Origin of the sequence: Xaviernesmea oryzae, assembly GCF_900109605.1 — a bacterium.
In the GTDB taxonomy this organism is placed as follows: domain Bacteria; phylum Pseudomonadota; class Alphaproteobacteria; order Rhizobiales; family Rhizobiaceae; genus Xaviernesmea; species Xaviernesmea oryzae.
Genome location: NZ_FOAM01000009.1, coordinates 119,477 through 143,703, shown reverse-complemented (window position 1 = coordinate 143,703; position 24,227 = coordinate 119,477). Strand labels below are relative to the sequence as shown.

The following is a 24,227-nucleotide window of genomic DNA, read 5'->3' as shown; positions in this document are numbered from 1 at the left end:
CAAACCGTCTTGGGCGTCCCAGCGCTATTCCGCGGGAACACCAATGCCGCTGCGAAACAGGCTGCGCTCCACCGCGCGCTTTTCGGGACGATGGCGGGTCAGCGCGAGAATGAAGCCCGCAGTCACGCAGATCGCCACCATGGACGAGCCACCATAGGAGATCAGCGGCAGGGTCATGCCCTTGGCCGGCAGCAGCTCAAGATTGACGCCGACATTGATCATCGACTGCACGCCGATCTGCAGCACGAGACCGGCGACGGCGAAGCGGGTGAAATCGTCCCGTTCACGCATGGCCAGCGTCAGGCCGCGCATGACCACGAGCGCGAAGATCAACACCAGCGCCATGCAGAAGATGATGCCGAATTCTTCTGCGGCCACCGAGAAGATGAAGTCGGTGTGGCTGTCGGGAATGATCCGCTTGACGATGCCCTCGCCCGGGCCGCGCCCCAGCCAGTCGCCGCGGATGATCGCCTCACGTGCCGTATCCACCTGAAACGTATCACCCTCGCCAGTCAGGAATCGGTCGATACGGCCGGCGACGTGCGGCAGCATGGTATAGGCAACCACCAGACCGCCGGTGGCAAAACCGCCGAGCAGGATGATCCACAACCAGGGCATCCCGGCCATGAAGAACATGCCGCCCCAGACCGCCGTGGTCAGAATGGTCTGGCCAAGGTCCGGCTGAGCGATCAGGAGTGCGACGATCATGCCATAGAGCAGGATGGCGAAGAGATTGCCGGGCACCTCGGGTTGGCGCGCATGTTCGGAAAACAGCCAGGCACAGGTGACGATGAAAGCCGGCTTCATGAACTCCGACGGCTGCAGGCTGAGCGCGCCGATGCCGATCCAGCGCCGCCCGCCCTTGACCTCCTGGCCGAAGAACAGCACCAGCACCATCAAGACGATCATCACCGCCAGCATGATGACGGCGGTTCGCCGCACCTGCCGGGGCGTGAGGAAGGACAGGCCGATCATGGTGATCAGCGAGGGAATGAGGAAGATCGAGTGGCGCCGCACGAAGTGGAAGCTGTCGAGCCCCAACCGTTCGGCCACCGCCGGGCTGCCGGCGAAGGACAGCATGAAGCCGATGCCCATCAACAGAATGAACAGGGCGAGGAAGAAGCGGTCGATCGTCCAGAACCAATCCGCGACGGCGCCCCTCTGAGCACGGCTTACCATGATGTCATCCTTTTCACGCGCTCGCCTTCGCGCAGGGCTCTTATGATATGTCGCGGGATGGCCGCGCCTTATCGTCTGGTTAGTTTGGGCGCGGCGATTGCCGGCTGATCGGCACGCCGCCGCAATGCCGCGTCAGATCAGCATCGTCACGCCAGGCAAGGCAGCCACATGCGTCACGAACGCCTCTCCGCGCATCTCGAAGTTCTTGTACTGATCGAAGCTTGCGCAGGCCGGGGACAATAGAACGGCCGCGTCCAAACCCGCCGCTCCGGCATCGGCCGCCGCATGGGCAATGGCCGCCTCCAGCGTGCCGGATTTCTCGACCGGCAGCGCAGCGCCGATGGTTTCCGCAAAGGCATCGGCTGCCTGGCCGATCAGATAGGCCTTGGCGATCCTCGGGAAGAAGTCTCGGAGGCTCTCAACGCCGCCTTCCTTGGGCACGCCGCCGGCAATCCAGTAGATCCGCTCGAAACTGGCGAGAGCCGGTGCTGCCGCATCGGCATTGGTTGCCTTGCTGTCATTGACGAAGACCACCGGACCAAGCCGGCCCACCGGCTGCATCCGGTGCTTGAGCCCGGGAAAGGACGCCAGCCCCGCACGGATCTCTTCAGGCGACACGCCGACCGAGAGGCAGGCGGCAATCGCCGCGCAGGCATTCTGCCCATTATGAGTGCCGCGCAGCGTGGCAATGCCTGAGAGATCGGCGAAGAGTTCGGCCTGCCCGGCTTCCGCACGCAGGATGTGTGAGCCATCGACAAAGAAGCCATCGCCAATCGGTCGATGGCGGGCAATACGCATGACGCTGCGGCCCCACAGCGCCACGCGATCGGCAATCGCCTCGCACCAGGCATCGTCGACGCCGATCACCGCCGTTCGGCTTTGAGCGACCAGCCGCTCCTTGATCGCGGCATAATTCTCCATCGCGCCGTGGCGATCGAGATGATCGGGCGTAAGGTTCAGGAGAATGCCGACATCCGGGTCGAGGCTCGGCGCCAGATCGATCTGGTAGGACGAGCATTCCACCACATAGATGCGCTCCGGCGTCAGCGGATCGAGCGTCAGCACGGCTCTGCCGATATTGCCGCCCATCTGTGCGTCACGGCCCGATGCGGTGAGAATATGGGCGATCAGCGCCGTGGTGGTGGATTTGCCATTGGTGCCGGTGATGGCAATCAGGCTGGCCTCGGGGCAGAGGGCGCGGCGTTCACGCGCGAACAGTTCGACATCGCCGATCACCTCAATGCCGGCAGCCTCGGCGGCATCCACGGTCCAGTGCGGCTTGGGATGAGTCAGCGGCACGCCGGGCGCAAGGATGAGGGCTGTGAAATGTGTCCAGTCCGCCGTCTTGAGATCCTGTACGAAGATCCCCACGGCTGCCGCCTTTTCGACGCTGGCGGCATTGTCGTCCCAGGCGACGACCTCGGCCCCGCCGGCCTTGAGCGCCTGCGCGGTGGCAAGGCCCGAGCCGCCGAGGCCGAACAGCGCCACGCGCCGCCCGGCAAAGCTTGTGACCGCGATCATCGCACCCTCACCGAAGCTTCAGCGTGGAGAGGCCGACGAGCGCCAGAATGACAGCGATGATCCAGAAGCGGATGACCACCTGGCTTTCGGTCCAGCCCTTCTTTTCGAAATGATGGTGGATCGGCGCCATCAGGAAGACACGGCGCCCTGTGCGCTTGAACCAGAAAACCTGGATGATGACCGAGAGCGTCTCCATGACGAAGAGGCCGCCGATGATCACCATGACGATCTCGTGCTTGGTCGCCACGGCCACGGTGCCGATCAGGCCGCCCAGCGCCAGCGAGCCCGTGTCGCCCATGAAGATGGCGGCGGGTGGGGCATTGAACCAGAGAAAGCCGAGGCCAGCCCCGATCACCGCGCCGAGGATAACGGCCAGTTCGCCGGTGCCGGGCACGAAGTGGATCTGCAGATAATTGGCGAAGACCGCGTTGCCGGCGAGATAGGCGATCAGGCCGAAAGCCGCCGCCGCGATCATCACCGGCACGATCGCCAGACCATCCAGCCCATCGGTGAGGTTCACCGCATTGCCGGCGCCGACGACGACGAACCCGCCAAAGAGAATGAAGAAATAGCCGAGATTGAGGGTGAAGTCCTTGAGGAAGGGGAACGTCAGCGAGGAGCCGAAGGTCGATCCCGCCGCACCGGCCGAAATCGCCGTGCGCATCATGAAATAGACGGCGATGGCCGCGACCAGGAACTCGATCGCCAGACGCGCACGCCCGGAAAAGCCCTTGTCGGACTGCTTGGTGACCTTGAGGTAGTCGTCATAAAAGCCGATGGCGCCGAAGCCGAGCGTCACAAGCAGGGTGGAGACCACATAGACGCTGGACAGGTCCGCCCACAGCAGCGAGCTCACCACGATGCCGGCCAGGATCATCAGCCCGCCCATGGTTGGCGTACCCGCCTTCTTGAAGTGGGTCTGCGGCCCATCGGCGCGAATCGGCTGGCCCCGGCCCTGGCGCACGCGCAGCGAGGAGATCATGCCCGGCCCGAAGAGGAACACGATCATAGCGGAGGTCACGACGGCGGCTCCGGTGCGGAACGTGATGTACCGGAACAGATTGAAGAATTGGAATCTGTCCGCCAGTTCGACAAGCCAGATGAGCATTCGGGACCTTTCCCCTTAAGCGCATCGGCGCGAAAATCGTATTCGGTTTTCGCGAAGCACGATGCGTGATTCAATAGGTTAGAGCGTCCATTGCGGCCGTCAGGACGCACGGCGCTCCAAGCGTCGATCAGAACATCCCACCGCTGGACAAGCAGGCCGGCGGGGGACCAAGCGCCGGGATTAGCCGGCGCTCTCGGCCTTTTCAACAGGTGGATATTTTTCCAGCAGCGCGGCGACGATGCGCGCGCAGCCCGTGCCCTTGGACGATTTGACCATGATGACATCCCCAGGGCCGACCGCCATGAGCACGTCGCGCATCAGCGCCGTGACATCCGGGCGGTGCACCACATCCATGGGGTCCGGCAGGGCGTCGCTCAGATGGGCCATGTCGGAGCCCGCGAGATAGACGGCATCGACGCCGGCTTCGACCAGCGGCGCGGCCAGCTCGGCATGCAGCTCGGGCGAGGTCGGACCCATTTCCAGCATGTCGCCGAGCACGGCGATGCGTCGCGCCCCTTCGGCAGGCTCGGCCGCCCCGAGAAGGGAGATGGCGGCGCGCATGGAGGTGGGATTGGCGTTGAAGCTTTCGTCAATCAGCGTGATCGTCCCGCCGGGCACCCGCAGATGGTGGCGCGCACCGCGCCCCTTTTCCGGCACCATGGTGGCAAGCGCTGCCGCCACACGCTCCAAATCGGCGCCGGCCAGATGGGCGGCGGCCAGAACGGCCAGCGCGTTTTCGGCGATGTGCCGGCCTGGCGCGCCGAGGGGGACTTCCCAGGTGCGGCCCTCGATGGCGGCCCACAGCACCGCGCCTTCTGGGGACGGCGCATATTCGATCAGCCGATAATCTGCCTTGGCGCTTTCGCCGAAGGTCGTGACATTGCTGATGCCGAGCATGGCAGCCTTGCGCGCCAGAAGCTCATATTGCTCGATATCGCGGTTGAGCACGAGATGGCCGCCTTCGGCGAGCCCCTCCATGATCTCCGCCTTGGCCGTAGCGATCTCGTTCAGATCGCGGAAATTGCCGAGATGGGCAGCGGCAATCGTGGTGATGACAGCCACATGCGGGCGCACCATCGCCGTCAGCGGCCGGATTTCGCCGGCATGATTCATACCGATCTCGAACACGCCGAAATCGGTCGCCTCGGGCATGCGGGCGAGCGTCAGCGGCACGCCCCAATGATTGTTGAACGACGCCGCCGCCGCATGCACGCGGCCACAGCCCGAAAGGCTGTGACGCAGCATTTCCTTGGTGGTCGTCTTGCCGACCGAACCCGTGACGGCGATCACGCGTGCGCCCGAACGGTCGCGCGCCGCGCAGCCGAGCCGGCCCAGCGCTTCCAGCACGTCATCGACCACGATCATCGGCGCGATCAGACGGCCGAGCGCCGGCAGCTTGCCCTCGCTGACCACGAGCATGGCCGCGCCATTGGCAATGGCCAGCCCGGCAAAATCATGGCCGTCCACCCGGTCTCCCTTGATGGCGAAGAAGGCCTCGCCGCGGGTGATCGAGCGGCTGTCGATCGAAATGCCATTGATGCCCTGGGGCAGATTGCCGACCGGGCGGCCGCGCATGGCGGCGATCATATCGGCGCATGTCCACAACCAGCTCAAGCGGCAGACCCTCCCACGGCTTTGCGAATTTCGGCATGGTCGGAGAAGGGCAAGGTGACACCCGCCACCGTCTGGCCTTCCTCATGGCCCTTGCCCGCAACGATCAGCGTGTCACCGGCCTTCAGCAGCGCGATTGCGGCCCGGATGGCCTCGGCGCGGTCGCCGATTTCCGTGGCGCCGGGAGCGGCGGCCATGATTTCGGAACGGATTTTGGCCGGCTCTTCCGAGCGGGGATTGTCGTCCGTGACGATCACCACATCCGCAAGCCGCGTTGCCGCCTCGCCCATGATCGGGCGCTTGCCCTTGTCGCGGTCGCCACCGCAGCCGAAAACGACGACGACACGTCCCGTGGTGAAGGGACGTACAGCCGAAAGCACCTGTGCCAGGGCATCGGGCTTGTGCGCGTAATCGACATAGGCGAGCGCGCCGCTTTCTGTCTGCCCGACGAGCTCAAGCCGGCCGGACGCGCCCTGCAACTGTGCCAGTGCAGCCATGGCGATCTCGGGCGCAGTGCCTGTGGAAATCGCAAGGCCGGCAGCCACGAGCGCGTTGGAAATCTGGAAATCGCCGGCAAGCGGCAGATGCACTTCAAAGATCGCGCCGCCGGCATGGATTTCGGCAATCTGTTTGTGGCGGAAGTGTTCGACGCGTTTCAGGGTCAGGAAATTGCCCTTGCGCCCGACGGTGCGGACATCGAGACCGGCATCGCGCGCGGCGGCAACTGCCTGCTCCGACCAGGCATCGTCGGCAAAGATGACCGCCGGGGCGCCTTTCGGCGTCAGGCGCTTGAACAGCTCCATCTTGGCAGCGAAGTACGCCTCGACCGTGGGATGATAATCCATGTGGTCGCGTCCGAGATTGGTAAAGCCGGTGGCCGCGAGCTTGACGCCATCGAGCCGGTGCTGGTCGAGGCCGTGGCTGGAGGCCTCCATCGCCGCATGAGTGACCCCCTCCTCGGCCAGTTCGGCCAGGATACGATGCAGGGTGACGGGATCGGGCGTGGTCAGCGCGCCATAATGGCTGCCGCTCGGCGAGGTGACGCCGGTGGTGCCGACCATGGCGCTGGCGTAGCCGGCATGCGCCCAGATCTGGCGGGTGAAGGAAGCGACCGACGTCTTGCCGGCCGTGCCGGTGACGGCGACCATCGTCTCGGGTTGGCGTCCGTAAAATTGCGCTGCGGCCAGCGCCAGCGCGCGGCGCACATTGTCCACCTCGATCACGGGCAGGCCGACATCGGCCAGGGAGCCCTTCTCGGCCAGAATCGCCACGGCGCCGCGGGCCCGCGCATCCTCGATGAAGGAACGTCCATCGGCCTTGGTGCCGGCAAGAGCCGCGAAGACAAAGCCCGGTTCGACCTTGCGGCTGTCGCTCGTCAGACCGGCAATCTCCAGGCTGCCGCCGGCCGGCAACAGAGCCGAAGGCGGAACGACGGGAGAGAGAAGATCAGCGAGCGTCATGTGGATTCCCTAGGACTGGAGGCTTGGACAGGGCGGGCAGGCCGACCTCTTCAGCCGTCAATACGACACGAGCAAGGCAGAGCCATCGGTTCCAAACTTGGGCTCGACACCGAGCAGCGGCGCCGTGCGCGAAATCAGATCATGCACCATCGGCGCGGCCGTGGTGCCGGCAATGGCGGCGCGGCCGGACTCCGAGCGCGGATCGTCGATGAAGGTCAGTACCACATATTTCGGATCGTCGATGGGGAAGGCCGCCAGGAAGGCATTGAAGTTGTGATCGGCGGAATAGCGGCCATTGACGACCTTATCGGCGGTACCGGTCTTGCCGCCGACATTATAGCCGGGCACGCGGGCGCTCTTGCCCGAACCATTGATGCCGTTCCAGCGGAACAGGAAACGCATGTCGTCGCTGGTGCTTTTCTTGATTACCTGGGTCGAGGACGCTTCGGCATCCTCGGCCGTGCGCGGCAGGAAGGTCGGCTCGATCAGATGGCCGCCATTGATCAGCGCCGCGCCGGCCACCGCCGTCTGCAGGGGCGTCGTCGAGACGCCGTGACCGAAGGAAATGGTGATCGAGTTGATCTTCTTCCATTCACGCGGCTGTGACGGCATCTTCACTTCCGGCAGCTCGGTCGGCACGCGGCTCAACAGACCAAGGCGGGTCAGGAACTCCTTGTGAGGAGCGATGCCCACGAGATCGGCCATCTTGGCCGTGCCGATATTCGACGAATACTGGAAGATCTCGGGCACGCTGAGCACCCGGCCCTTGCCATGGAAATCCTTGATGGTGAAGCCGCCGATGCGGATCGGAAAGCGCGCGTCGAAGCTGTCCTTCAGCGATACCTTGCCGGAGTCGAGCGCCATGGCGATGGTGAAGGACTTGAAGGTGGAGCCCATCTCGAACGTGCCGTTCGACATGCGGTTCATCCAGCCGTCTTCGGCGCCGGCGGCCGGGTTGTTGGGATCGTAATCCGGCACGGAGGCCATGGCGAGGATCTCGCCGGTGTGCACATCCATGATGACGCCGCCAGCGGCGAGCGCCTTGAACTTGGACATGCCGCCCATCAGCACGTCGCGCAGGATGTTCTGCACGCGCAGGTCGATCGACAGACGAACCGGCTCGAGACGGGCATCGCTGGTCATGCCAACGGAGGCGAGATCGGCCAGGCCCTGATTGTCGATATAGCGCTCCATACCGGCAATGCCGCGATTGTCGACGTTGACATGGCCGACCACATGCGAGGCCGTGGCGCCGCCGGGATAGAAGCGGCGCTTTTCCGGGCGGAAGCCGATGCCGGGAATGCCGAGCGCGAGAATCTGGCTCTGCTGCTTCGGCGTGAGCTGCCGGCGAAGCCACTGGAAGCGCGATTTCGACTTCAGCTTGTTGTAGATCTCGGTCACGTTGAGATTGGGCAGAACGGTCGACAGCTCTTCCACCGCCTCGTCCGCATCGACGATCTTGTGCGGTTCGGCATAGAGCGAAACGGTGCGGATATCGGTTGCCAGCACCTCGCCATTACGGTCGAGGATATCGGGGCGCGAGGCCATCAGATTGTCAGCGCGGCCGATGCTCGCCACCGTATCGTCGCTGATCATCGCATATTGCACGAGACGGCCGGCGATGACGACATAAGCGATCGAAAAGGCGCCGATCATGATGACGACGCGGTTGCGCGCCTGATTGCCGCGCCGCTTGCGCGTGCCCTGAAAAGCGCCGGGCGCGCTCTGCGACCGCCCGTTGGCGCCGGCCGAGAAATGCGCTTTGCTCTTGCCGACCATGATGCGGGACAGGAAGGAGGACATCAGCGGGCCACCGATCCGGTTGCGATCGCGTCCGTTGCCGGCTTCTTCTTGTCCTGCGCGACCTTGGCAGCCTTGCCGTCCTTCGCATCCTTGGGTTCGGGCGGCGGCGGCACGTCGGCTTTCAGCATCGGCAGTTCCTGCGGCTGGACGATCTGCGTGGACGGCGTCGGCTCGATCGACAGATCCTGGCGGTAGACGCCGACAAGCCGCTCCAGCCGGCTCGGCTGGGTGACAAGCGCCCAGTCGGCCTTCAGAAGCTCGATCGTGTCCTCTTCGAGCTTGATTTCGGCATCCAGCTTGTGGATCTCCTCAAGCTTGCTCTCGGCACGGTGCTTGATGGTGTAGGTCACCGTCGCCGCCGCGGTCATGACGACCACCAGCACGATATCGAAGGTACGCAGCATGCTCAGCCTCCCAGCCGTTCGAGGTTCGCAAGGGTGGGAAGGTCGAAGATGGACATGTCGCTCGCCGGGGCCGGTTCTGCGCTGCGTTCGCCCGCCCGAAGCTTGGCGGAGCGCGCACGCGGATTGATCATGGCTTCTTGTTCCGAAGCCGACACCATAGGCTTACCAACTGGTGCGAAAGTTGCCGCCCGTTCGGTGACGAGAGGCAAATGCCGCGAACCCGAGGCCTTGCCGGCCCGATCCTGGAAAAATTTCTTGACGATGCGGTCTTCGAGCGAATGGAAGGAGACCACCACAAGCCGGCCGCCGGGCTTTAACACCCGCTCTGCGGCAAAGAGCGCGCGGGCGAGTTCGCCCAGCTCGTCATTGACGAAGATGCGCAGCGCCTGAAAGACGCGGGTCGCCGGATGGATCCGGTCCTTGGCCTTGCGCGGCGTCACGGTCTCGATCAGCGAAGCGAGGTCCCGCGTCGTTTCGAACGGCGTTTCGGCCCGTCGCTTCTCCACGGCGCGCGCAATGCGGCCGGACTGCGGCTCTTCGCCGAGAAAGCCGAAAATGCGAATGAGATCGCCGACCTTGGCGCGATTGACGACGTCGGCGGCGGAAACGCCTGCAGACGACATGCGCATGTCGAGCGGCCCGTTCTTCTGGAATGAAAAGCCGCGTTCGGCCTCGTCGATCTGCATGGAGGAGACGCCGACATCGAAGACGACGCCGTCGAGCCCACCTTCGGGAGCATGGGCAGCAAGATCGGAAAAGCGGGAGTGAATGAGGCTCAGCCGGCCGGCATATTGCGCGGCAAGCGCCTGGCCGCCGGCAATCGCATTCGGATCGCGATCGAGCGCGATGACATCGGCGCCCGCGTCGAGAAAGGCCGTTGTATAGCCGCCGGCGCCGAAGGTGCCGTCAAGCACGATCTTGCCGGGCGCCGGTTGAAGCGCCTGCAGGACCTCTGGCAGAAGAACCGGAATGTGGCGGACCGGTCCGCCATCAGCGCCGTTCGAGCCGTCGCCTTGATCCGCCACCATTCCGTATCCCCATGCTATGGCGCGGCAAGGCCTCGCAACCTGCGCGCACAACGCGCCGCCTCCTGCGTTTCGATGAACGCTGTCGGCGACCACAACTGAAAATGATCCGCCCGGCCGACAAAGGTCACTTCGTCGGTGATGCCGGTGAAGTCGCGGATGAAATCCGTGACCGTCAGCCGGCCCTCGGCGTCCAGTTTCATGAAGACCCCGCCCCCATGGATCAGGAGCGACATCTCGTTGGCTTCCGGCGAGAAGGGATCGGCCTCGGCGATCTGCTTCTCGAAACGTTCCAGGAGCTCCGGGCCACCGGCGCTGATTGCCGGATAGAGGAAATCCTGGAAGCAGTAGAGCTCGCGGATATCCAGAGCCGCCAAGACGGCACGAAACGGCGACGGCACGGAGACCCGCCCCTTCGCATCGATTCGGTTCGTGGCATGCGACAGAAACCGATTCATCGACCTTACGATTCGAGACCGGCGCCAGCGCAGGCCCACACGGACCGCCCACCGCCTTGATAAACACCACGGGCATGCACCGCCGGGCTGACAGCCCGCTGAAAGCCTCCTGGCGGAGGCACCACCAAACTCGCGGTGATCGGGCCTTGACCAGACCCTGTGCAGTGCAGGATTGGGATACCATGGGACCATATGGGCGTCAATGGGACGAACCGGAAGACACGCTCCCAGATCAGCCTTCATTGATACTCCGTTAAGTTTAACGAGAGATTAAGGATCGAGCCCAAGGCCTTGCAGGGCAAGGTTTTCCGCGATGACCATCACATGCCCCGGCCTCCCGTCTCCGCAGGCGTGCAAGGGCTCATCACGCAGGCCGTGCGCCGTCGCTCTCCGGCTAGCTGAAGCCGGCGGACGCGCAAAAAAGAGAGGGGAAAAGCCAGTTGGCCTATAAGCCGGGTTCTGTAAGGCTCCGGCCTTTTGAGAGCCGGAACGTGGCAGCCATTCATCTGGGACGACGCTTACGCGCCGCCTCACGCAACCCACCCGGATGACTGGCCCGGAAAAGGCTGAAGGCGCCCGAAGGCGCCATCACGTCATCCCTATTCGGTCTTGCTCCCGGTGGGGTTTACCGTGCCGTCCCTGTTGCCAGGGCCGCGGTGGGCTCTTACCCCACCCTTTCACCCTTACCCGCCATGACGCGCGAGGCGCCGTGCAGGCGGTTTGCTTTCTGTGGCACTGTCCCTGGGGTCGCCCCCGCCGGACGTTATCCGGCACCGTCTTTCCGTGGAGCCCGGACTTTCCTCACCTCACAGCCTTTCGGCCCTTGTGAAGCGCGGCTGCCCGGCCAACTGGCGGGCCGTGCTTAACCCAAGCCGCCAGGAATCCAAACCGAATTTTGCGCTTGTCCGCAATCTCGGCCAGCAACACGACTTCCGCATATCGGATTTTGAGAGCGATCTCCGCTTAAGGCGCTACGCCAACGGGCATTCGCAAACCGACCGCGTAGACGCGGATCAGGAATCGAGAAGGGTCTGAACACGACCGCAATACCGGCGCGAAACCGGATTCATGCGGGTGGCGCCATGGCCGGCATTGTAGCGAAGGATGGTGCCGCAGGTGAAACCGCCGGAGAGTTTGTGTGCAGCCGCCAGGTATTTCATGCCGAACTTGATGTTGGTCTCGGGATCGAACAGACCGCGCGCAGCGCCTGAATAGCCCATCATCCGCGCAGTGGCCGGCTTGATCTGCATCAGGCCGATTTCGCCGGCGCTGCCGCGCACCTTCGGATTATAATTGCTTTCGACCTTCACGACAGCGCGCGCCAACTCGAAGGGAACGCCATAAGCACGGGCATAGGTGTGAAGCAGCTGGGTGTATTGAGCGACTGCGGGCGAGACGTCTTCGGGCTCCGTCACCTCAGCCTCGGCCTCGGGCGCCATGGCCGGTGCATCATCTTTCAAACTCTCCGTCTTCGGCAGCGCGGCGCGAAGGTCAGGCATGATCGAAGAGGTCTTGAAGCTTTCGTCCAGGCTTCCCGCATAAGAAGCTGCAGTCCAAAAAAACGGCACAACAAGGCAGGCCATTGCCGCAGCAACAGTCGATCTTTTCATAGATTTTGAAGTCTCCGTGTCCGGCACGTCACGGCACACAGGTGCATCCGCAGCATCGCGCGTCGATCATGACGCACCAACCCCCTGCGTTACTCGAACGAGCACCCGGCCATATTCAGCCTTATGAGATTGTTTAAGGCAGGCCGGATTGTCGCCCCTGTCCTGCACTTGGCACGAGCAGAAGAAACCGTCGCATCATGGTCATGATGTGGCAGCGCAGCGAATTTTTAACCTGACTGTGCAGCGCGGCCCTTGTCGGCTGCCTTTTACGCGCTAAAACGCTGCAAGCTGGATAGCAGGCGATGCAACGTTTCCAGGGTCGAACTGTCGGCAATACCGTCGATCTTTTCCGGCCGGAAATGGCGCTGGAAAGCCGCAATGACGCCTTCCGTGCGCTCGCAGAAATCCCCTGTCACATCAATGCCATAACCATAGAGCGCTAACATCGACTGGATGGCTTCGATGGGTTGGCCACGATCCCCGCGTTGAAAGAATCGGCCGCCGCCAACCGGCACGGGCTCAACCCAATGCCCAACCCCGGTCAAGTACAAATTCTTCCAGGGGAATTTTTCGCCCGGATCAACCTTGCGAATAGGGGCTATATCGGAGTGCGCAAGCACCATTTCGGGCGCCACAGACCAACGATTGACACAGTCTCGACACAATTCGGCAACCGCGGTGATTTGCGCGTCGGGATAATCCGGCAGTCCGCCCGGATGGCCGGCATTGACGATCTCGATACCGATCGACGCGGAATTATTGTCGTCCAGCCCCTTCCAGAGGCTCTTTCCCGCATGCCAGGCACGACGGCTTTCCGGTACCAGCTGGTCGATGCGGCCATCCTCGTGGACGAGATAGTGGCAGGAGACCTGACTTTCGGGATTGCGCAGCCAATCCAGCGCCCCCTGCCCGGTCGTCATGCCGGTATAATGCAAGATAATGCGGTCGGGCGCGGCAAAGCCGATGCGCTCCCCATGATTGGGCGAAGGCGCAACATGCGCACCGGCGAAATCAGGCTCGAAGGGAGACATCCGGCAGATACTCTTGCAAAAGGCGATGGCCGGATCCTATCGCATAATGGCCCGGATCGAAATCGGTTCAACGGACTTATGCAGCCCGTTGATCGCGTTACAGCATCCTTAGGGCGTTCGATCAGCGGATAGGTGCGAAGCCCGCAACACCGGATGGATGAGGCCTGGGCGCTGATGACCTATCCCGCTGGAGCCGAGGCCTCAGGCGGCCTTGAGATCACGCTCGATGGCCTCATAGGCGGCGTTGAAGGCGGCCATGCGATCATGAGCGAGTCTCTGCATCTCGCTCGGAAGGCCCCGGGCCACCAGCACATCGGGATGATGCTCGGAGACCAGCGCCCTGTAGCGACGTTTGATCGTTGGGAAGTCATCGTCACGCGACACGCCGAGCAGCGCATAGGGGTCGCTGGTTCCCTCGACATGGCGGGCCATCACGCTGTCGAAACGAGCCTGCGAAAGGCGAAAGATTTCGCCGACACGGGCGAGGAAGGCCAGTTCCTTTTCGTGCAGCGCGCCGTCCGCCGTGGCGATATGGAAGAGCCCATCGAGAATATCCTCGAGCACGGTGCAATTTTCTTCGCAGGTCGCGCACAGCCGCGCCAGCTTTTCGGCATAGGCCTCGAAACCGGCAACGTCCTGGCGCGCCAGATTATAGAGCCGGGCGACATTACGCGCTTCCGAATCCGGATAGCGGAAAATGTGGCGGAATGCCTCGACCTCACCTTCGCTCACCACGCCATCGGCTTTGGCCATCTTGGCGGAAAGCGCGATCATCGCCACGGAAAAGGCAACGTCGCGCCTGCGCGCCGGATCGCCTTCGAGGAAGGTGCGCAAGGCTTCGACCATGCCGGCCAGCACATTGCCTGCCGCCGCCACGTTGCTCAGGATGCGTTCCCAGATCGAATGTGACATGCAGGCCTCGAAGATCTCTTTTCGTTATAATGGTCAAAACCGCGACACGGACAGCTGACGCTGGTCATTCGCGCTCCAAAAGGGGTTATATCCGAACGCGGGAGGGTGGTGAACGTTCTAGGCCACCGCCCATATCGACGCCGCCCGGATCGAAGCACGACCAGTTGCCACCGCCGGAGGAGCGTGACATCGACCGGCGCGCATGCTTGACCGCGTATCTGCAGATGAATGATGTCTCTGCCGGCACCACGCCGACATGCGACAAAGCGACTGCATCTGGCGCTTCAGCAAAACCAAACGCCCGGGCTCCAAACAGGTTGCACGGAAACCGTACGGAGAGCTGCGACGTGACCTGAAGGTCAGCAATCGACACGCATCTGGCCCTCACCCCCGAAGCGCCTTCGCGATGCAATGGTCCCTCAGTATTACGACGTCGCACTGCTGCTGGCAAGGGCCTGCCTGAGCGGAGCGCGACGGCCGATCATCCTGCGGCAGGCAAAGACGCATGGCACCGCCCGGACGCGGCGCAGGCTGCCGTCATACCGTGTGCGCTTTGTGCCTATCCTTACCCCTGGATCCCACCATCCAGCGGCATGGAAGCTTCTGGATAGTGCAGAGCGACATGACTCTGACGACGGTGAGATGAAGTCCCGTAGCAGCGGGGTGAAGGTACGAGCACCCCCGCGGCCGCTCTTACAATCCTTCACATCTCACGCGCGCAACGCCTGTGCAGGGCTGTGGCGCAAGGCCAATAAGGCAGGAAGCAACGAGATCAGCATCGAGGCCAAGAGGAAGCCGAGAAGAAGCCGCAGATCCTGTGGCGCGAATTCGATGGGCATGTGCACGGCGGTGCGCGCCGCCACCGATCCGGAGATCAACCGAGCGGCGGCATAGCCCAAGGCCACGCCCAGAACCGCGCCGAGCAGGAACAGAAGGATGAGTTCTCCCCAGACGATGGCGACAACCGAATAGCGGGGGGCGCCAAAGGCCCTGAGCGCCCCGATCTGGCGCTGCCGTGCACCGACATGCATGATCGTGACCATGAGAACGGCAGCCAGCACGATCCCTTGCGTTGCGATTGCAATGGCCAGCAGCAGGCTGCGGGCATCGCCCAGCGTCGCATAAAGCCGGGTCAGCACTTCCGCCGGAAAGATCGCCAGCGTCGTGTCACCGCGGTAGTGCTGGCGGAGCTTGTAGGCATCGGCAATCGTGCGCGGTTTCACCAGCACCGCCGGGATACCGGGTGTCTGCGCATCGAAATGCTCGTCAATCGGTGCGTTGCCATCGACATGACCGTGGTGATGATGCGCGTGCCCCTCGTGGTCGCGATCACCACCGGCGTCGGCAAGACCCGGCGCCTTGTCCTGCGCCGCGCCGGCCACAGGGCCGGCAGCTGTGGCATCGCCAGCCTGAGCGCCTTCATCGTCGGGGTGATGATCGTCATCGTCCTCGTCATGATCGTCACCGCCGCCATGCATGCCGTGCAATTGCCAGACGGCGCGGATCGGAACCAGGATTGCACGATCCCAGGCCGTGCCGGTGGGCGCCATGCGGCCGCGCACCGTGTAGGCCAGCTCTGTATGGACGGGACCGCCGCTTTCGCCGTCGCCATGCATCGGCTTGATCTGCCCGCCGATCGGCATGCCGACATCGGATCCGACAACGGCATCGCCCAGATGCGCAAACAAGGCTCCTTGCGCCAGCTTTGGCGACAGCGCCTCAATGAGGGCGGTCGTCGTACCGACCACCGGGTGACCCGAGGCAGAATCGCCGAAACCGACGGGGGCGGCGAAGGCCACCCGCGGATCGCTGGCCAGATCCGCAAGGACGCTGCCCGACATCAGCGGCAGCGGCGCTGGCTGGAGGAAAACGGCCGAGAGCGCCAGTTGCGTCTCGCTGCCCGCCGCGCCGACCACCAGATCGAATTTTTCGGCCGCGCGGGCACTGCCAAGCCTCAACGCGCGCTCCTGCAGCGTGACCGTCACGCTCAACGCTAGCGACAGGGCAATCAGCACGACCACCGCAAGCGCGCCACCCTTGAATCGGCGGAGATCCGCCAGAATGAAGCCGATCATCGCGCCGCCTCGCCCCGTACATCCTCAACGATCCGGCCGCCATCGAGATGAATATGCCGGTCCAGGCGCGTGAGGAGCGCCGGATCATGCGTCACGACGATCAGCGTTGCTCCCTCCTCGCCGGCAAGCCGCACGAGCAGCGCACTCACATCCTCGCCGGCGCGCCGATCGAGGCTGGCCGTCGGTTCGTCGGCGATGATGACGCTCGGCTTCAACAGAAGCGCGCGCGCCACCGCCACACGCTGCATCTCGCCGCGCGATAAGGTTTCGACCGGCTGGCCGGCGCGCGCTATGCCGGTGATGTCAAGGAGAGCCAAAGCGCGCTTGCGCATGTCCGGTGTCATCCGCCAGCCAAGACGAACAGGAAGCAAGACGTTCTCCAGCGCGGAAAGACCTGGAAACAGGTGAAAATCCTGCATGACCAGGCCGATGTTGCGGGCCCGAAACGCATCGCGACGCCCGGTCGAAAGGCGGCCGAGATCGCTTCCGCCCCATCGGATGCTGCCCGCCTTCGGTCGCTCCAGGCCGGTCAGAAGATGCACCAGCGTGCTCTTGCCGGAGCCAGACGCGCCGGTGACGGCCACGCGGCTGCCGGCCTTCACATGCAACCTGTCGATCGCCAAGACGGGCGCATCGAGGCCGTCGAACCGCATCGTCAAATCATGGATATCGAGAGCCAGCATCATCACACCTGATCGAACACGGCCTGACGCAGCCGCAGCTGGCTGACGAAGCCGGTATCGGGATCGGTCCACGGCCCATAATCCAGGACGCCCTCGACCTCGATCGGTGCATTGAACTGCACGAAGGTCTGCTTGCGGGCGAGATAGACGACCATGATATTATCAGGCCAATCGGCGTCCGAAGAGCAGAAGGGGCACAGCGACATCGGGATTTCGGTGAGCACGAAGAAATTCGCCTCGGCCTTGAGCGGCGGCGCCATGAAGCCGCGGATCGCCACGGTCTGGCCGCTGAGTGCCTTCACCTTGTCGGAAAACTCCAGACCGAGAACACCGAAGCTCTTGTACAAATGGTCGAAATCCAACCGCTCGGTCGCTTTGGCGCTGCGCGTGATCGAAAGGAACGGCACAGCGAGGAGTGCACCCAGCATCCGGCGCCGGCTGCGAAACCGTCTGTTGCGCACTGCCATCCTTCGCTCCCTTTAAAATTCGATGATCTTTTGGCGCAGAACCGGCGGCCGCATGAACGGCCACCGGTTTCGACTTCAACCCGCGATCACGGCTTGTCGGCGCCCAGGGCGAAGGTGTCGGCCAGCACCTTGTAGACGTCGCTTTCTTCCAGATAGCCCTTGAAGCCTTCCGAGCCGGGGCCGGTCGACTGCAGCACGACATCATCCACGGCATGGACGCCGCTGTCGGCGGAGCGGGGCAGATTGCCCTGAACGAAGACGGCGCCGGGAACGTCCTTATAGGCTTCGTTGGCGACATATTCCTTCTTCTCGTTCTGCACGGCGGGAACGAAGGGGCCGTCCAGCTTCGGGCGGAAGGTCTCGTAATGATCCGGACCATTGGTGGCGCCAAGGAATAGGCGGCGCGACACATCGATCCGATCGGGAAAGCCGTCGCCGTCCTTGTCCTCGTAATTCGGGAAGCCGGCTTCGGCATAGGTGCCGACCTTTTCGCGCATCTCCGTGCCGGGCTTGTCGTCATCCACCGTGCCGATGATCGAGACACCATGGGTGTGGTCGGCGGTGGCGACGATCAGCGTATCGGGATGAGTCTTGGCAAACTCGCGCGCCACGCCGATCGCCTGGTCGAATTCGATCGTTTCGAACACGGCGCGATCCCAGTCGAGCGGATGCGACATCTTGTCGATCGAGGCGCCTTCGACCATCAGGAAGAAGCCTTCCGGGTTCTTCGACACCTCGCCGAGAGCCGCCTTCATCATGGCGACCAGGCCCGGCTGGTTCGGGAACTTGTCGACCGTGCCCTTCTTCAGGAAGTCGCGGTCGAGCGTCACGTCCATATTGCCCGTGTGGAACAGGCCGAGGAGCTTGCCGTCGCCGCTGGCCGCATTGAGCTCGTTCTTATCGGTGGCGAGCCGATAACCGGCCTCCTTGAAGAGCTTGATATAGTCCTTGTCGTCCTTGCGCTTGGAGCCGGCCGTGGACTGCGGCAGGAAATAGGCCGAGCCGCCGCCGAGCAGCACGTCCGGCTTGACGGCATAGAGCATCTCGACGATCTCGGCCTTGTCGGCGCGCTTGCGGGTGTGCGACACCACGGCAGCCGGCGTCGCGTCTTCGACCTCGGCGCCGGTGACGATGCCGACCGACTTTTTGGTCTGGCGGCGGATCGCCTCGGCAAAGGTTTCGACCTTCGGGTCATCGAGGCTGTCAGGCGTGCGGTCGGCATAGACACCAATGGCGTTCACCGCCGTCTTGTGGCCGGTCATATAGGCCGACATGGTGTTGGCGCTGTCGGTGGCCACGGCATCGGTCGCCGAAGTGCCGATAAAGGCCATATGGTCGAGATCGTCCATATTCAGACGGCCATTCGCCTTCCCCTCGGTCATGCCCTTCGACATGATGCGGGCAGCGGTGCGATGGGCGACCGACATGCCGTCGCCGAGCAGGAAGATGATGTTCTTGGCCTTCGGCGTGGCGCCTGTGGCAAAGACGTTCCAGGTCACGCTCTTGCTTTCCGAGCCTGCGGAGACCTCGACCTTATAATCCCCGGCCTTCGGAATCGTCAGGCCGCGGATCAGGACGGCGGAGCCGAGCACCTTGTCCTTGTTCTTCTCTTCGGCGACGAACTGCACGTCCTTACCGAGAACGGCTTTATAGTCCTGGCCGTTGACGGTGATCTTCACGTCTTCGGGCTTGATGACGCTCTTGAACTCAACCTTAAAATCGAAGGGGGAGCCGGCAAGGATGGTCGCGCGATCAAGCGGATAGACAGTCGCTGCCTGCGCAGCGCCGGCGAGGATGGTCGCCGAGATCAAAGCGAGAACGAGTTTGCGCATGAGACCCCTTTCAGAGATGTGGTTGACCTCACCGCGCATAAAAACTCAGCATGACACGGATATTACACCCGGCCTTATCCGGTCAAAAATCCGGATGGGACCGACGGGAGTGAGGCGATATCCGGGCTGGAGCACTGCCAGCGGCCGCATACGCCGATGATCAATTCCGTTTCACGCCCCTGTCATGACAGAGGCGCAGAAACGCATCTTAAAACAGGAAGTTGACGGCTCAGAGCGATTTTGCTGCCCTTGATGCTGCACCCGTGCGGCGCATGCTATAGAAGAGCGTGACAGCGATACCGCGACGGCTTGAAGGAGGAATCATGGCCAAGCAGAAAGTGGCAATGCTGACGGCGGGCGGGCTCGCCCCGTGCCTGTCTTCGGCGGTTGGCGGTCTGATCGAGCGCTATACGGATATTCTGCCGGAGGCGGAGCTGGTTGCTTACCGCTCCGGCTATCAGGGCCTCCTGACCGCGGACCGGATCGAGATCACGCCGGCCATGCGCGAAAAGGCCGCCATTCTGCACAAGCATGGCGGCTCGCCGATCGGCAACAGCCGCGTCAAGCTGACCAATGCAGCCGATTGCATCAAGCGCGGCCTGGTAGCGGAGGGACAGAATCCGCTGCAGGTGGCTGCCGAGCGTCTCGCCGCCGATGGCATCACGATTCTGCACACGATCGGGGGCGACGACACCAACACGACGGCCGCCGACCTCGCAGCCTATCTCGGCGCCAATGGCTATGATCTGACCGTCGTCGGCCTGCCGAAGACGGTCGACAACGACGTGGTGCCGATCCGCCAGTCGCTCGGCGCCTGGACGGCGGCCGAGGCCGGCGCCCGCTTCTTCGACAATGTCGGTAATGAGCAGAGCGCCGCGCCGAAGACGCTGGTGGTCCATGAGGTCATGGGCCGACATTCCGGCTGGCTGACGGCCGCCACGGCGCGCGCCTATCTGCACGGCCTCGAAAGCCTCGAGGTCGTCGATGGCTTCATGATGGACAAGACGCTGAAGGCGATCGACGGCCTCTATCTGCCGGAAATGCAGTTCGACATGGAGATCGAGGCGGAACGGCTGCGCAAGGTGATGGACAAGACCGGCTTCGTCGCCCTCTTCGTCAGCGAGGGGGCCTGCCTCAACGAGATCGTGGCCGAGCGGGAGGCCGCGGGCGAAACGGTCAAGCGCGATGCCTTCGGCCATGTGAAGATCGACACGATCAATGTCGGCGCCTGGTTTTCGCGCCAGTTTGCAGCACTTCTCGGCGCCGAACGGGCCATGGTGCAGAAATCGGGCTATTTCGCCCGCTCCGCACCCGCCAACGGCGCCGATCTGCGCCTCATCCAGGGCATGGTCGATCTCGCTGTGGAAAGCGCCCTCAACGGCGTCTCCGGCGTAACAGGCCATGATGAGAATCAAGGCGGCCGGCTACGCTGCGTCGAGTTCCCCCGCATTCGCGGCGGGAAGACCTTTGATACCTCCACACCCTGGTTTGGCGCCATGATGGACAGTATTGGCCAGAATTGGCGAGGCGCCTGATATCGGCACGGACACCAGCCTCGCGAAAGCCCGCCGCGCAAGGGTTGCGCGGCGTTGCCACGCCTGCCGAAGCCCTGGCCTTGCGGGGCTTGACATGCCATCGAATCAGCATGGTCTGGGCAAAATTTAGGCGTCGGGTTGCTCTCCCCCGGGCCTTGCGTTAAGGAATTGTCATGTCAGGCGTTTTAGGACGACCGGCTGACAGGGGCCAAAGGGCATCACGGCATGAAAGCGAGAGAATGGCGATTAACCGTTTTTCCTTGAAAAAACCGGCCCTTACGGCCTGTGCAATTTTGTCTGTCGGCGCACTCGCCGGTTGTTCGACCGCACAGCAGACCCCGATCGGGGAGTTAACTGCCGTTCAGAAAGTTACGCCCATCGCCAAGCCGGGTACGGAAATGACGGCTTACGCACTGCCCACGCCGGACGGCGCTCCGTCCGCCGCGGTGAGTGCGCTGACCCAGGAAGCAACCGCGCTGAAGCCCGTTGAGACCGCTTCTGCGACCACCCAGGCAGGTGTGGCACAGGCAGGTGTGGCACAGGCTGGCACGGCTCAGCCAGGCGCAGCCAATCAAACCGCAATGTCCCAGACCGCTGCAGGTCCGGCAGTCGGCGCATCCGCCACCGGTCTGCAGACGGCCGCCGCCGCAAAGGGCAGCCGTCTCGTCATCGAGCCCGCCTCTGCCAGGGCGCCTATGCCGGCAACGCCGGAACAGCGCATGGCCTCGGCCGAACCGCAGACAAAGCCCAATCCGCTTCTCAATCAGGCGCCTCTCGGCTCCAAGCAGGCCGGCGTCACGCTGCCGGACAATGCGGCAGCACTCGTCAATGTCGAGACCGTGAAGGTCAGTGCGCCGGCTGCAGGCCGCCAGCCTGTGGACAACATGGTGTCGATGGCGGTCATGGAATCGACCTTCGATACCGGCGAGCCGGTCGGCCTCGAAACCCTGGTCGCCAAGCGCATGATCGTCCCAGTGCCCATGCCGAAGCCAGGCATCATCAATGAAGCCTATTCCGCAGCCAAGACCAAGCTCGCCGAACTGAACCCGTTCGAAAGCAAGCCGGCAAATTCGCGCGTCGAGATCGACCGGCTGATCGCGGTCTATGCCAAGCAGAACAGCATCCCCGAGGAACTCGTACACCGCGTCGTCCGCCGCGAGAGCGGCTATAATCCGCGCGCCTATCATCGTGGCAATTACGGCCTGATGCAGATCCGCTACGCCACGGCGCGCGGGCTCGGCTATGACGGCCCGGCGGAAGGCCTGTTCGACGCCGAAACCAACCTGAAATACGCTACGCGCTATCTGCGTGGCGCCTGGATGGTGGCCGACAATCAGAAGGACGGCGCTGTTCGTCTCTATGCCAGCGGCTATTACAACCACGCCAAGCGCAAGGGCATGCTCGACATGCTGGACATGCGCTAAGGCAAGAGCATCATCGCTTAGCCCGAGACCCTGCTCTTCTGCGCAGTGTGAAATAGCGTCTTGAGCGGCAGTTTATCGAGCAGGTTTCGAAGGCCAGATGATTGCGATCATGCTGGCCTTTTTCTTTTGGTGCGTCCAGCGCCAGTCTTAGCATCGAAAGACTCACGATCTCAGGACACGGCGCTGGGGATTGCTGGGCTTGGCCACGGTCTCATCCGCATGCTTGCTTCCTGAGGGATGAAGAAACCGAGACCGTCGTTTAGCGGCCTCAATTTGGCATTGAAGGATAGAGACATCCGCTCTTGCGACGCAGGAAACGTCGCAGCATGTCACTTCCCCCTATCGCACATATGGAACACAGGACGAGACCATGGCTTGCCCCCGGTCCGGCGGCTTGATGCGTCGGATGCTGTAGAGGTCCGCGACAACATAGCATCAGCCGTGTTGCCCTAAGGCGCATCCGAGGCGCTTGCCGCCGGGGCAGCACGAGAAGGCAAGGTCGGCAGGCGTTCGAGAACGGCCCGTTCCAGGGGCTCGATTTCATAGCCGGTCGCGCGGGGTGTCAGACCCATGCGCAGCACGACGAGGCCCAGCGACGGCACGATCATGATCGACTGCCCATCATGGCCACGCATCCAAAAACTGTCCTCGGGATAAGGGCCGGCCAAATCCTTGGGCCGGGTCCAGACCTGGCCGCCGCCGTACCGGCCGCCCGATGCCGCGGTGGGCTGGCGCATCGCCTCCACATAGCCTGGTGGCAGCAATGCTTCGCCCTTCCATTGCCCGCCCTGCACCAGCAGCTGGGCAAATCGGCCCCAATCACGCGCGGTGGCATACATGTAAGAAGAGCCGACAAAGGTGCCGTGCGCATCCGGCTCGATCACCGCGCTGGCCATGCCGAGCGGCCGAAAGAGCTGCGCGCGCGGATAGGTCAAGGCTTCGCGCGGGCTGGGCAGGCTGTCCATCCACAGGCGGCTGAGAACCATCGCCGTTCCGCTGGAGTAGCTGAACTGGCTGCCGGGATCGGCGGCAAGCGGATGGGCTGCGGCAAAGCGCGCCATGTCGTTTTCAAGAAACAGCATGCGCGTGACATCGGTCACGCTGCCATAGTTTTCGTTGAAGGCAAGACCGCTCTGCATGGCCATGAGATCGGCAAGCGTGATGCGGCGCCTGTTGTCGTTGCGCCAGTCGGGCAGCAGATCGGCGCGGCCGAGAGCCATGGCGCCATCGCGCACGCGCAGGCCGATAATCGCCGCCGTTACCGTCTTGGCCATGGACCAGCCGAGCAACGGGGTCGAGGCTGCGAAGCCCTTGCCGTAGCGCTCGGCCACGATCACGCCGTTGCGCAACACCAGCACCGCGCGGATGCCGGGGCCTGCCAGCCTGTCGTCCTCGACCACGGCCTGAAGCACGGGCTCGATCCGCGCGCCGCTGCCATCGGGCCAGGGCTTGGAGTCGTCGGCCTGCGGCGTGCGCCGGCGCAGTGAGCGATTTCCGGGAAAGGCCGCGAACTCTCCGGGGCTGACATTGGTGCAGCCCAGCCCTTCGCGATAGATGGCATGGCCGGGCGCGGCAAAGCCGAACATGCGGGCGGTGACGACCTTGCGCTCCCGATCGACCGACACATGAATGAGCCGTAGGAGGGGGTGGCCGGGCGCTTGCACATCCTGCGCCAGCACCTCATCGGCATCCCGGCCGGCCAGGAAAACGTTGGAGCAGACGATCTTGGCTGCATAGCCATCGCCAACCAGCAACAGCTCGGGCGGCGCAACGGCCAGCCAGCCAGCAGCGCCGGCGAAAAGCGCAACCACGCCCGCCGCCACGATCGAAAAGATGCCGCGTTTGCGCATTGCCCCTTCCATGCTGCTCTGCCTGCCTGCGCATGCGGCAAGCCGCGGCCCGCTGATGATGCGCCGCGGCATCATGGCCTGTTCAGGCGGCAAATCCAAGTCACGGAATGTTTTTGCGCAGCGTGGTTTGCCTGCCCGTCATCGCCGCTGCCTGGCAGTGCGGCTATTTCACGCCGAAAAAGACAAGCTCTGCAACACGATCACCGACAGGCAGCGCCTGCTGCAAGTCCTTGTTTTGA

19 protein-coding genes and 1 other RNA gene are annotated in these 24,227 nt (G+C 63.5%); 2 read left to right on the top strand and 18 right to left on the bottom strand.

The features are described from left to right. Window positions 1-24: 24 nt before the first annotated feature. The 17 genes from ftsW to BMX61_RS13125 all read right to left on the bottom strand — a co-directional run bounded on the left by ftsW (window position 25) and on the right by BMX61_RS13125 (window position 19,179). A complete protein-coding gene (gene ftsW, locus BMX61_RS13205; RefSeq protein ID WP_075626689.1) occupies window positions 25-1,179 on the bottom strand; it encodes a putative lipid II flippase FtsW in 1,155 nt (384 codons plus the stop codon). Window positions 1,180-1,311: 132 nt separating this feature from the next. Beyond that, a complete protein-coding gene (gene murD / locus BMX61_RS13200) occupies window positions 1,312-2,700 on the bottom strand; it encodes a UDP-N-acetylmuramoyl-L-alanine--D-glutamate ligase (RefSeq protein WP_075626688.1) in 1,389 nt (462 codons plus the stop codon). A gap of 7 nt (window positions 2,701-2,707) precedes the next feature. After that, entirely contained in the window at window positions 2,708-3,808 is a 1,101-nt protein-coding gene (mraY, locus tag BMX61_RS13195) for a phospho-N-acetylmuramoyl-pentapeptide-transferase (protein WP_075626687.1), read from the bottom strand. Window positions 3,809-3,988: 180 nt separating this feature from the next. Continuing rightward, the gene (locus tag BMX61_RS13190) at window positions 3,989-5,422 is read right to left on the bottom strand and encodes a UDP-N-acetylmuramoylalanyl-D-glutamyl-2,6-diaminopimelate--D-alanyl-D-alanine ligase (RefSeq protein WP_075626686.1); all 1,434 of its coding nucleotides are present in this window, start codon (window positions 5,420-5,422) and stop codon (window positions 3,989-3,991) included. Beyond that, window positions 5,419-6,879 (bottom strand): UDP-N-acetylmuramoyl-L-alanyl-D-glutamate--2,6-diaminopimelate ligase, encoded by a 1,461-nt coding sequence (locus BMX61_RS13185; protein ID WP_075626685.1) that lies wholly within the window; start codon window positions 6,877-6,879, stop codon window positions 5,419-5,421. The genes BMX61_RS13190 and BMX61_RS13185 overlap by 4 nt, the downstream gene beginning before the upstream one ends. Before the next feature lie 57 nt (window positions 6,880-6,936). Further along, on the bottom strand, window positions 6,937-8,682 hold the full coding sequence (locus BMX61_RS13180) for a peptidoglycan D,D-transpeptidase FtsI family protein (RefSeq protein WP_075626684.1): 1,746 nt from the start codon (window positions 8,680-8,682) through the stop codon (window positions 6,937-6,939). After that, window positions 8,682-9,086 carry a cell division protein FtsL gene (gene ftsL / locus BMX61_RS13175; protein ID WP_075626683.1) on the bottom strand — a complete coding sequence of 135 codons (405 nt, stop codon included), beginning with the start codon at window positions 9,084-9,086 and terminating at the stop codon, window positions 8,682-8,684. The genes BMX61_RS13180 and ftsL overlap by 1 nt, the downstream gene beginning before the upstream one ends. A 2-nt stretch (window positions 9,087-9,088) precedes the next feature. After that, window positions 9,089-10,114, bottom strand: a complete 1,026-nt coding sequence (gene rsmH / locus BMX61_RS13170; RefSeq protein WP_075626682.1) for a 16S rRNA (cytosine(1402)-N(4))-methyltransferase RsmH — start codon at window positions 10,112-10,114, stop codon at window positions 9,089-9,091. Window positions 10,115-10,128: 14 nt separating this feature from the next. Next, window positions 10,129-10,569 carry a division/cell wall cluster transcriptional repressor MraZ gene (gene mraZ, locus BMX61_RS13165; RefSeq protein WP_075626681.1) on the bottom strand — a complete coding sequence of 147 codons (441 nt, stop codon included), beginning with the start codon at window positions 10,567-10,569 and terminating at the stop codon, window positions 10,129-10,131. A gap of 432 nt (window positions 10,570-11,001) precedes the next feature. Then, window positions 11,002-11,421: RNase P RNA component class A (rnpB, locus tag BMX61_RS13160), an RNA gene on the bottom strand. A 161-nt stretch (window positions 11,422-11,582) separates the two neighbouring features. After that, window positions 11,583-12,179 (bottom strand): lytic transglycosylase domain-containing protein, encoded by a 597-nt coding sequence (locus BMX61_RS13155; protein WP_075626680.1) that lies wholly within the window; start codon window positions 12,177-12,179, stop codon window positions 11,583-11,585. Window positions 12,180-12,445: 266 nt separating this feature from the next. Continuing rightward, window positions 12,446-13,210, bottom strand: coding sequence for an N-acetylmuramoyl-L-alanine amidase (locus tag BMX61_RS13150; protein WP_075626679.1), 765 nt, complete (start codon window positions 13,208-13,210; stop codon window positions 12,446-12,448). A gap of 201 nt (window positions 13,211-13,411) precedes the next feature. Next, window positions 13,412-14,122, bottom strand: a complete 711-nt coding sequence (locus BMX61_RS13145) for a J domain-containing protein (RefSeq protein ID WP_075626678.1) — start codon at window positions 14,120-14,122, stop codon at window positions 13,412-13,414. Window positions 14,123-14,832: 710 nt separating this feature from the next. Continuing rightward, entirely contained in the window at window positions 14,833-16,197 is a 1,365-nt protein-coding gene (locus tag BMX61_RS13140; protein WP_075626677.1) for an ABC transporter permease, read from the bottom strand. Continuing rightward, a complete protein-coding gene (locus tag BMX61_RS13135; protein ID WP_075626758.1) occupies window positions 16,194-16,880 on the bottom strand; it encodes an ABC transporter ATP-binding protein in 687 nt (228 codons plus the stop codon). Before BMX61_RS13135 ends, BMX61_RS13140 begins: the two co-directional genes overlap by 4 nt. A gap of 2 nt (window positions 16,881-16,882) precedes the next feature. Further along, window positions 16,883-17,347 carry a hypothetical protein gene (locus BMX61_RS13130; RefSeq protein WP_075626676.1) on the bottom strand — a complete coding sequence of 155 codons (465 nt, stop codon included), beginning with the start codon at window positions 17,345-17,347 and terminating at the stop codon, window positions 16,883-16,885. An 86-nt stretch (window positions 17,348-17,433) separates the two neighbouring features. Next, a complete protein-coding gene (locus BMX61_RS13125; protein ID WP_075626757.1) occupies window positions 17,434-19,179 on the bottom strand; it encodes an alkaline phosphatase in 1,746 nt (581 codons plus the stop codon). Window positions 19,180-19,502: 323 nt separating this feature from the next. Between BMX61_RS13125 and BMX61_RS13120 the strand changes: the two genes are divergently transcribed. After that, the gene (locus BMX61_RS13120; protein ID WP_075626675.1) at window positions 19,503-20,714 is read left to right on the top strand and encodes a pyrophosphate--fructose-6-phosphate 1-phosphotransferase; all 1,212 of its coding nucleotides are present in this window, start codon (window positions 19,503-19,505) and stop codon (window positions 20,712-20,714) included. A gap of 398 nt (window positions 20,715-21,112) precedes the next feature. After that, the gene (locus BMX61_RS13115; RefSeq protein ID WP_075626674.1) at window positions 21,113-22,138 is read left to right on the top strand and encodes a lytic transglycosylase domain-containing protein; all 1,026 of its coding nucleotides are present in this window, start codon (window positions 21,113-21,115) and stop codon (window positions 22,136-22,138) included. A gap of 449 nt (window positions 22,139-22,587) precedes the next feature. On the opposite strand, the gene BMX61_RS13110 is transcribed toward BMX61_RS13115, so the two are convergent. After that, window positions 22,588-23,988 (bottom strand): serine hydrolase domain-containing protein, encoded by a 1,401-nt coding sequence (locus BMX61_RS13110; protein ID WP_234794676.1) that lies wholly within the window; start codon window positions 23,986-23,988, stop codon window positions 22,588-22,590. Window positions 23,989-24,227 lie beyond the last annotated feature (239 nt).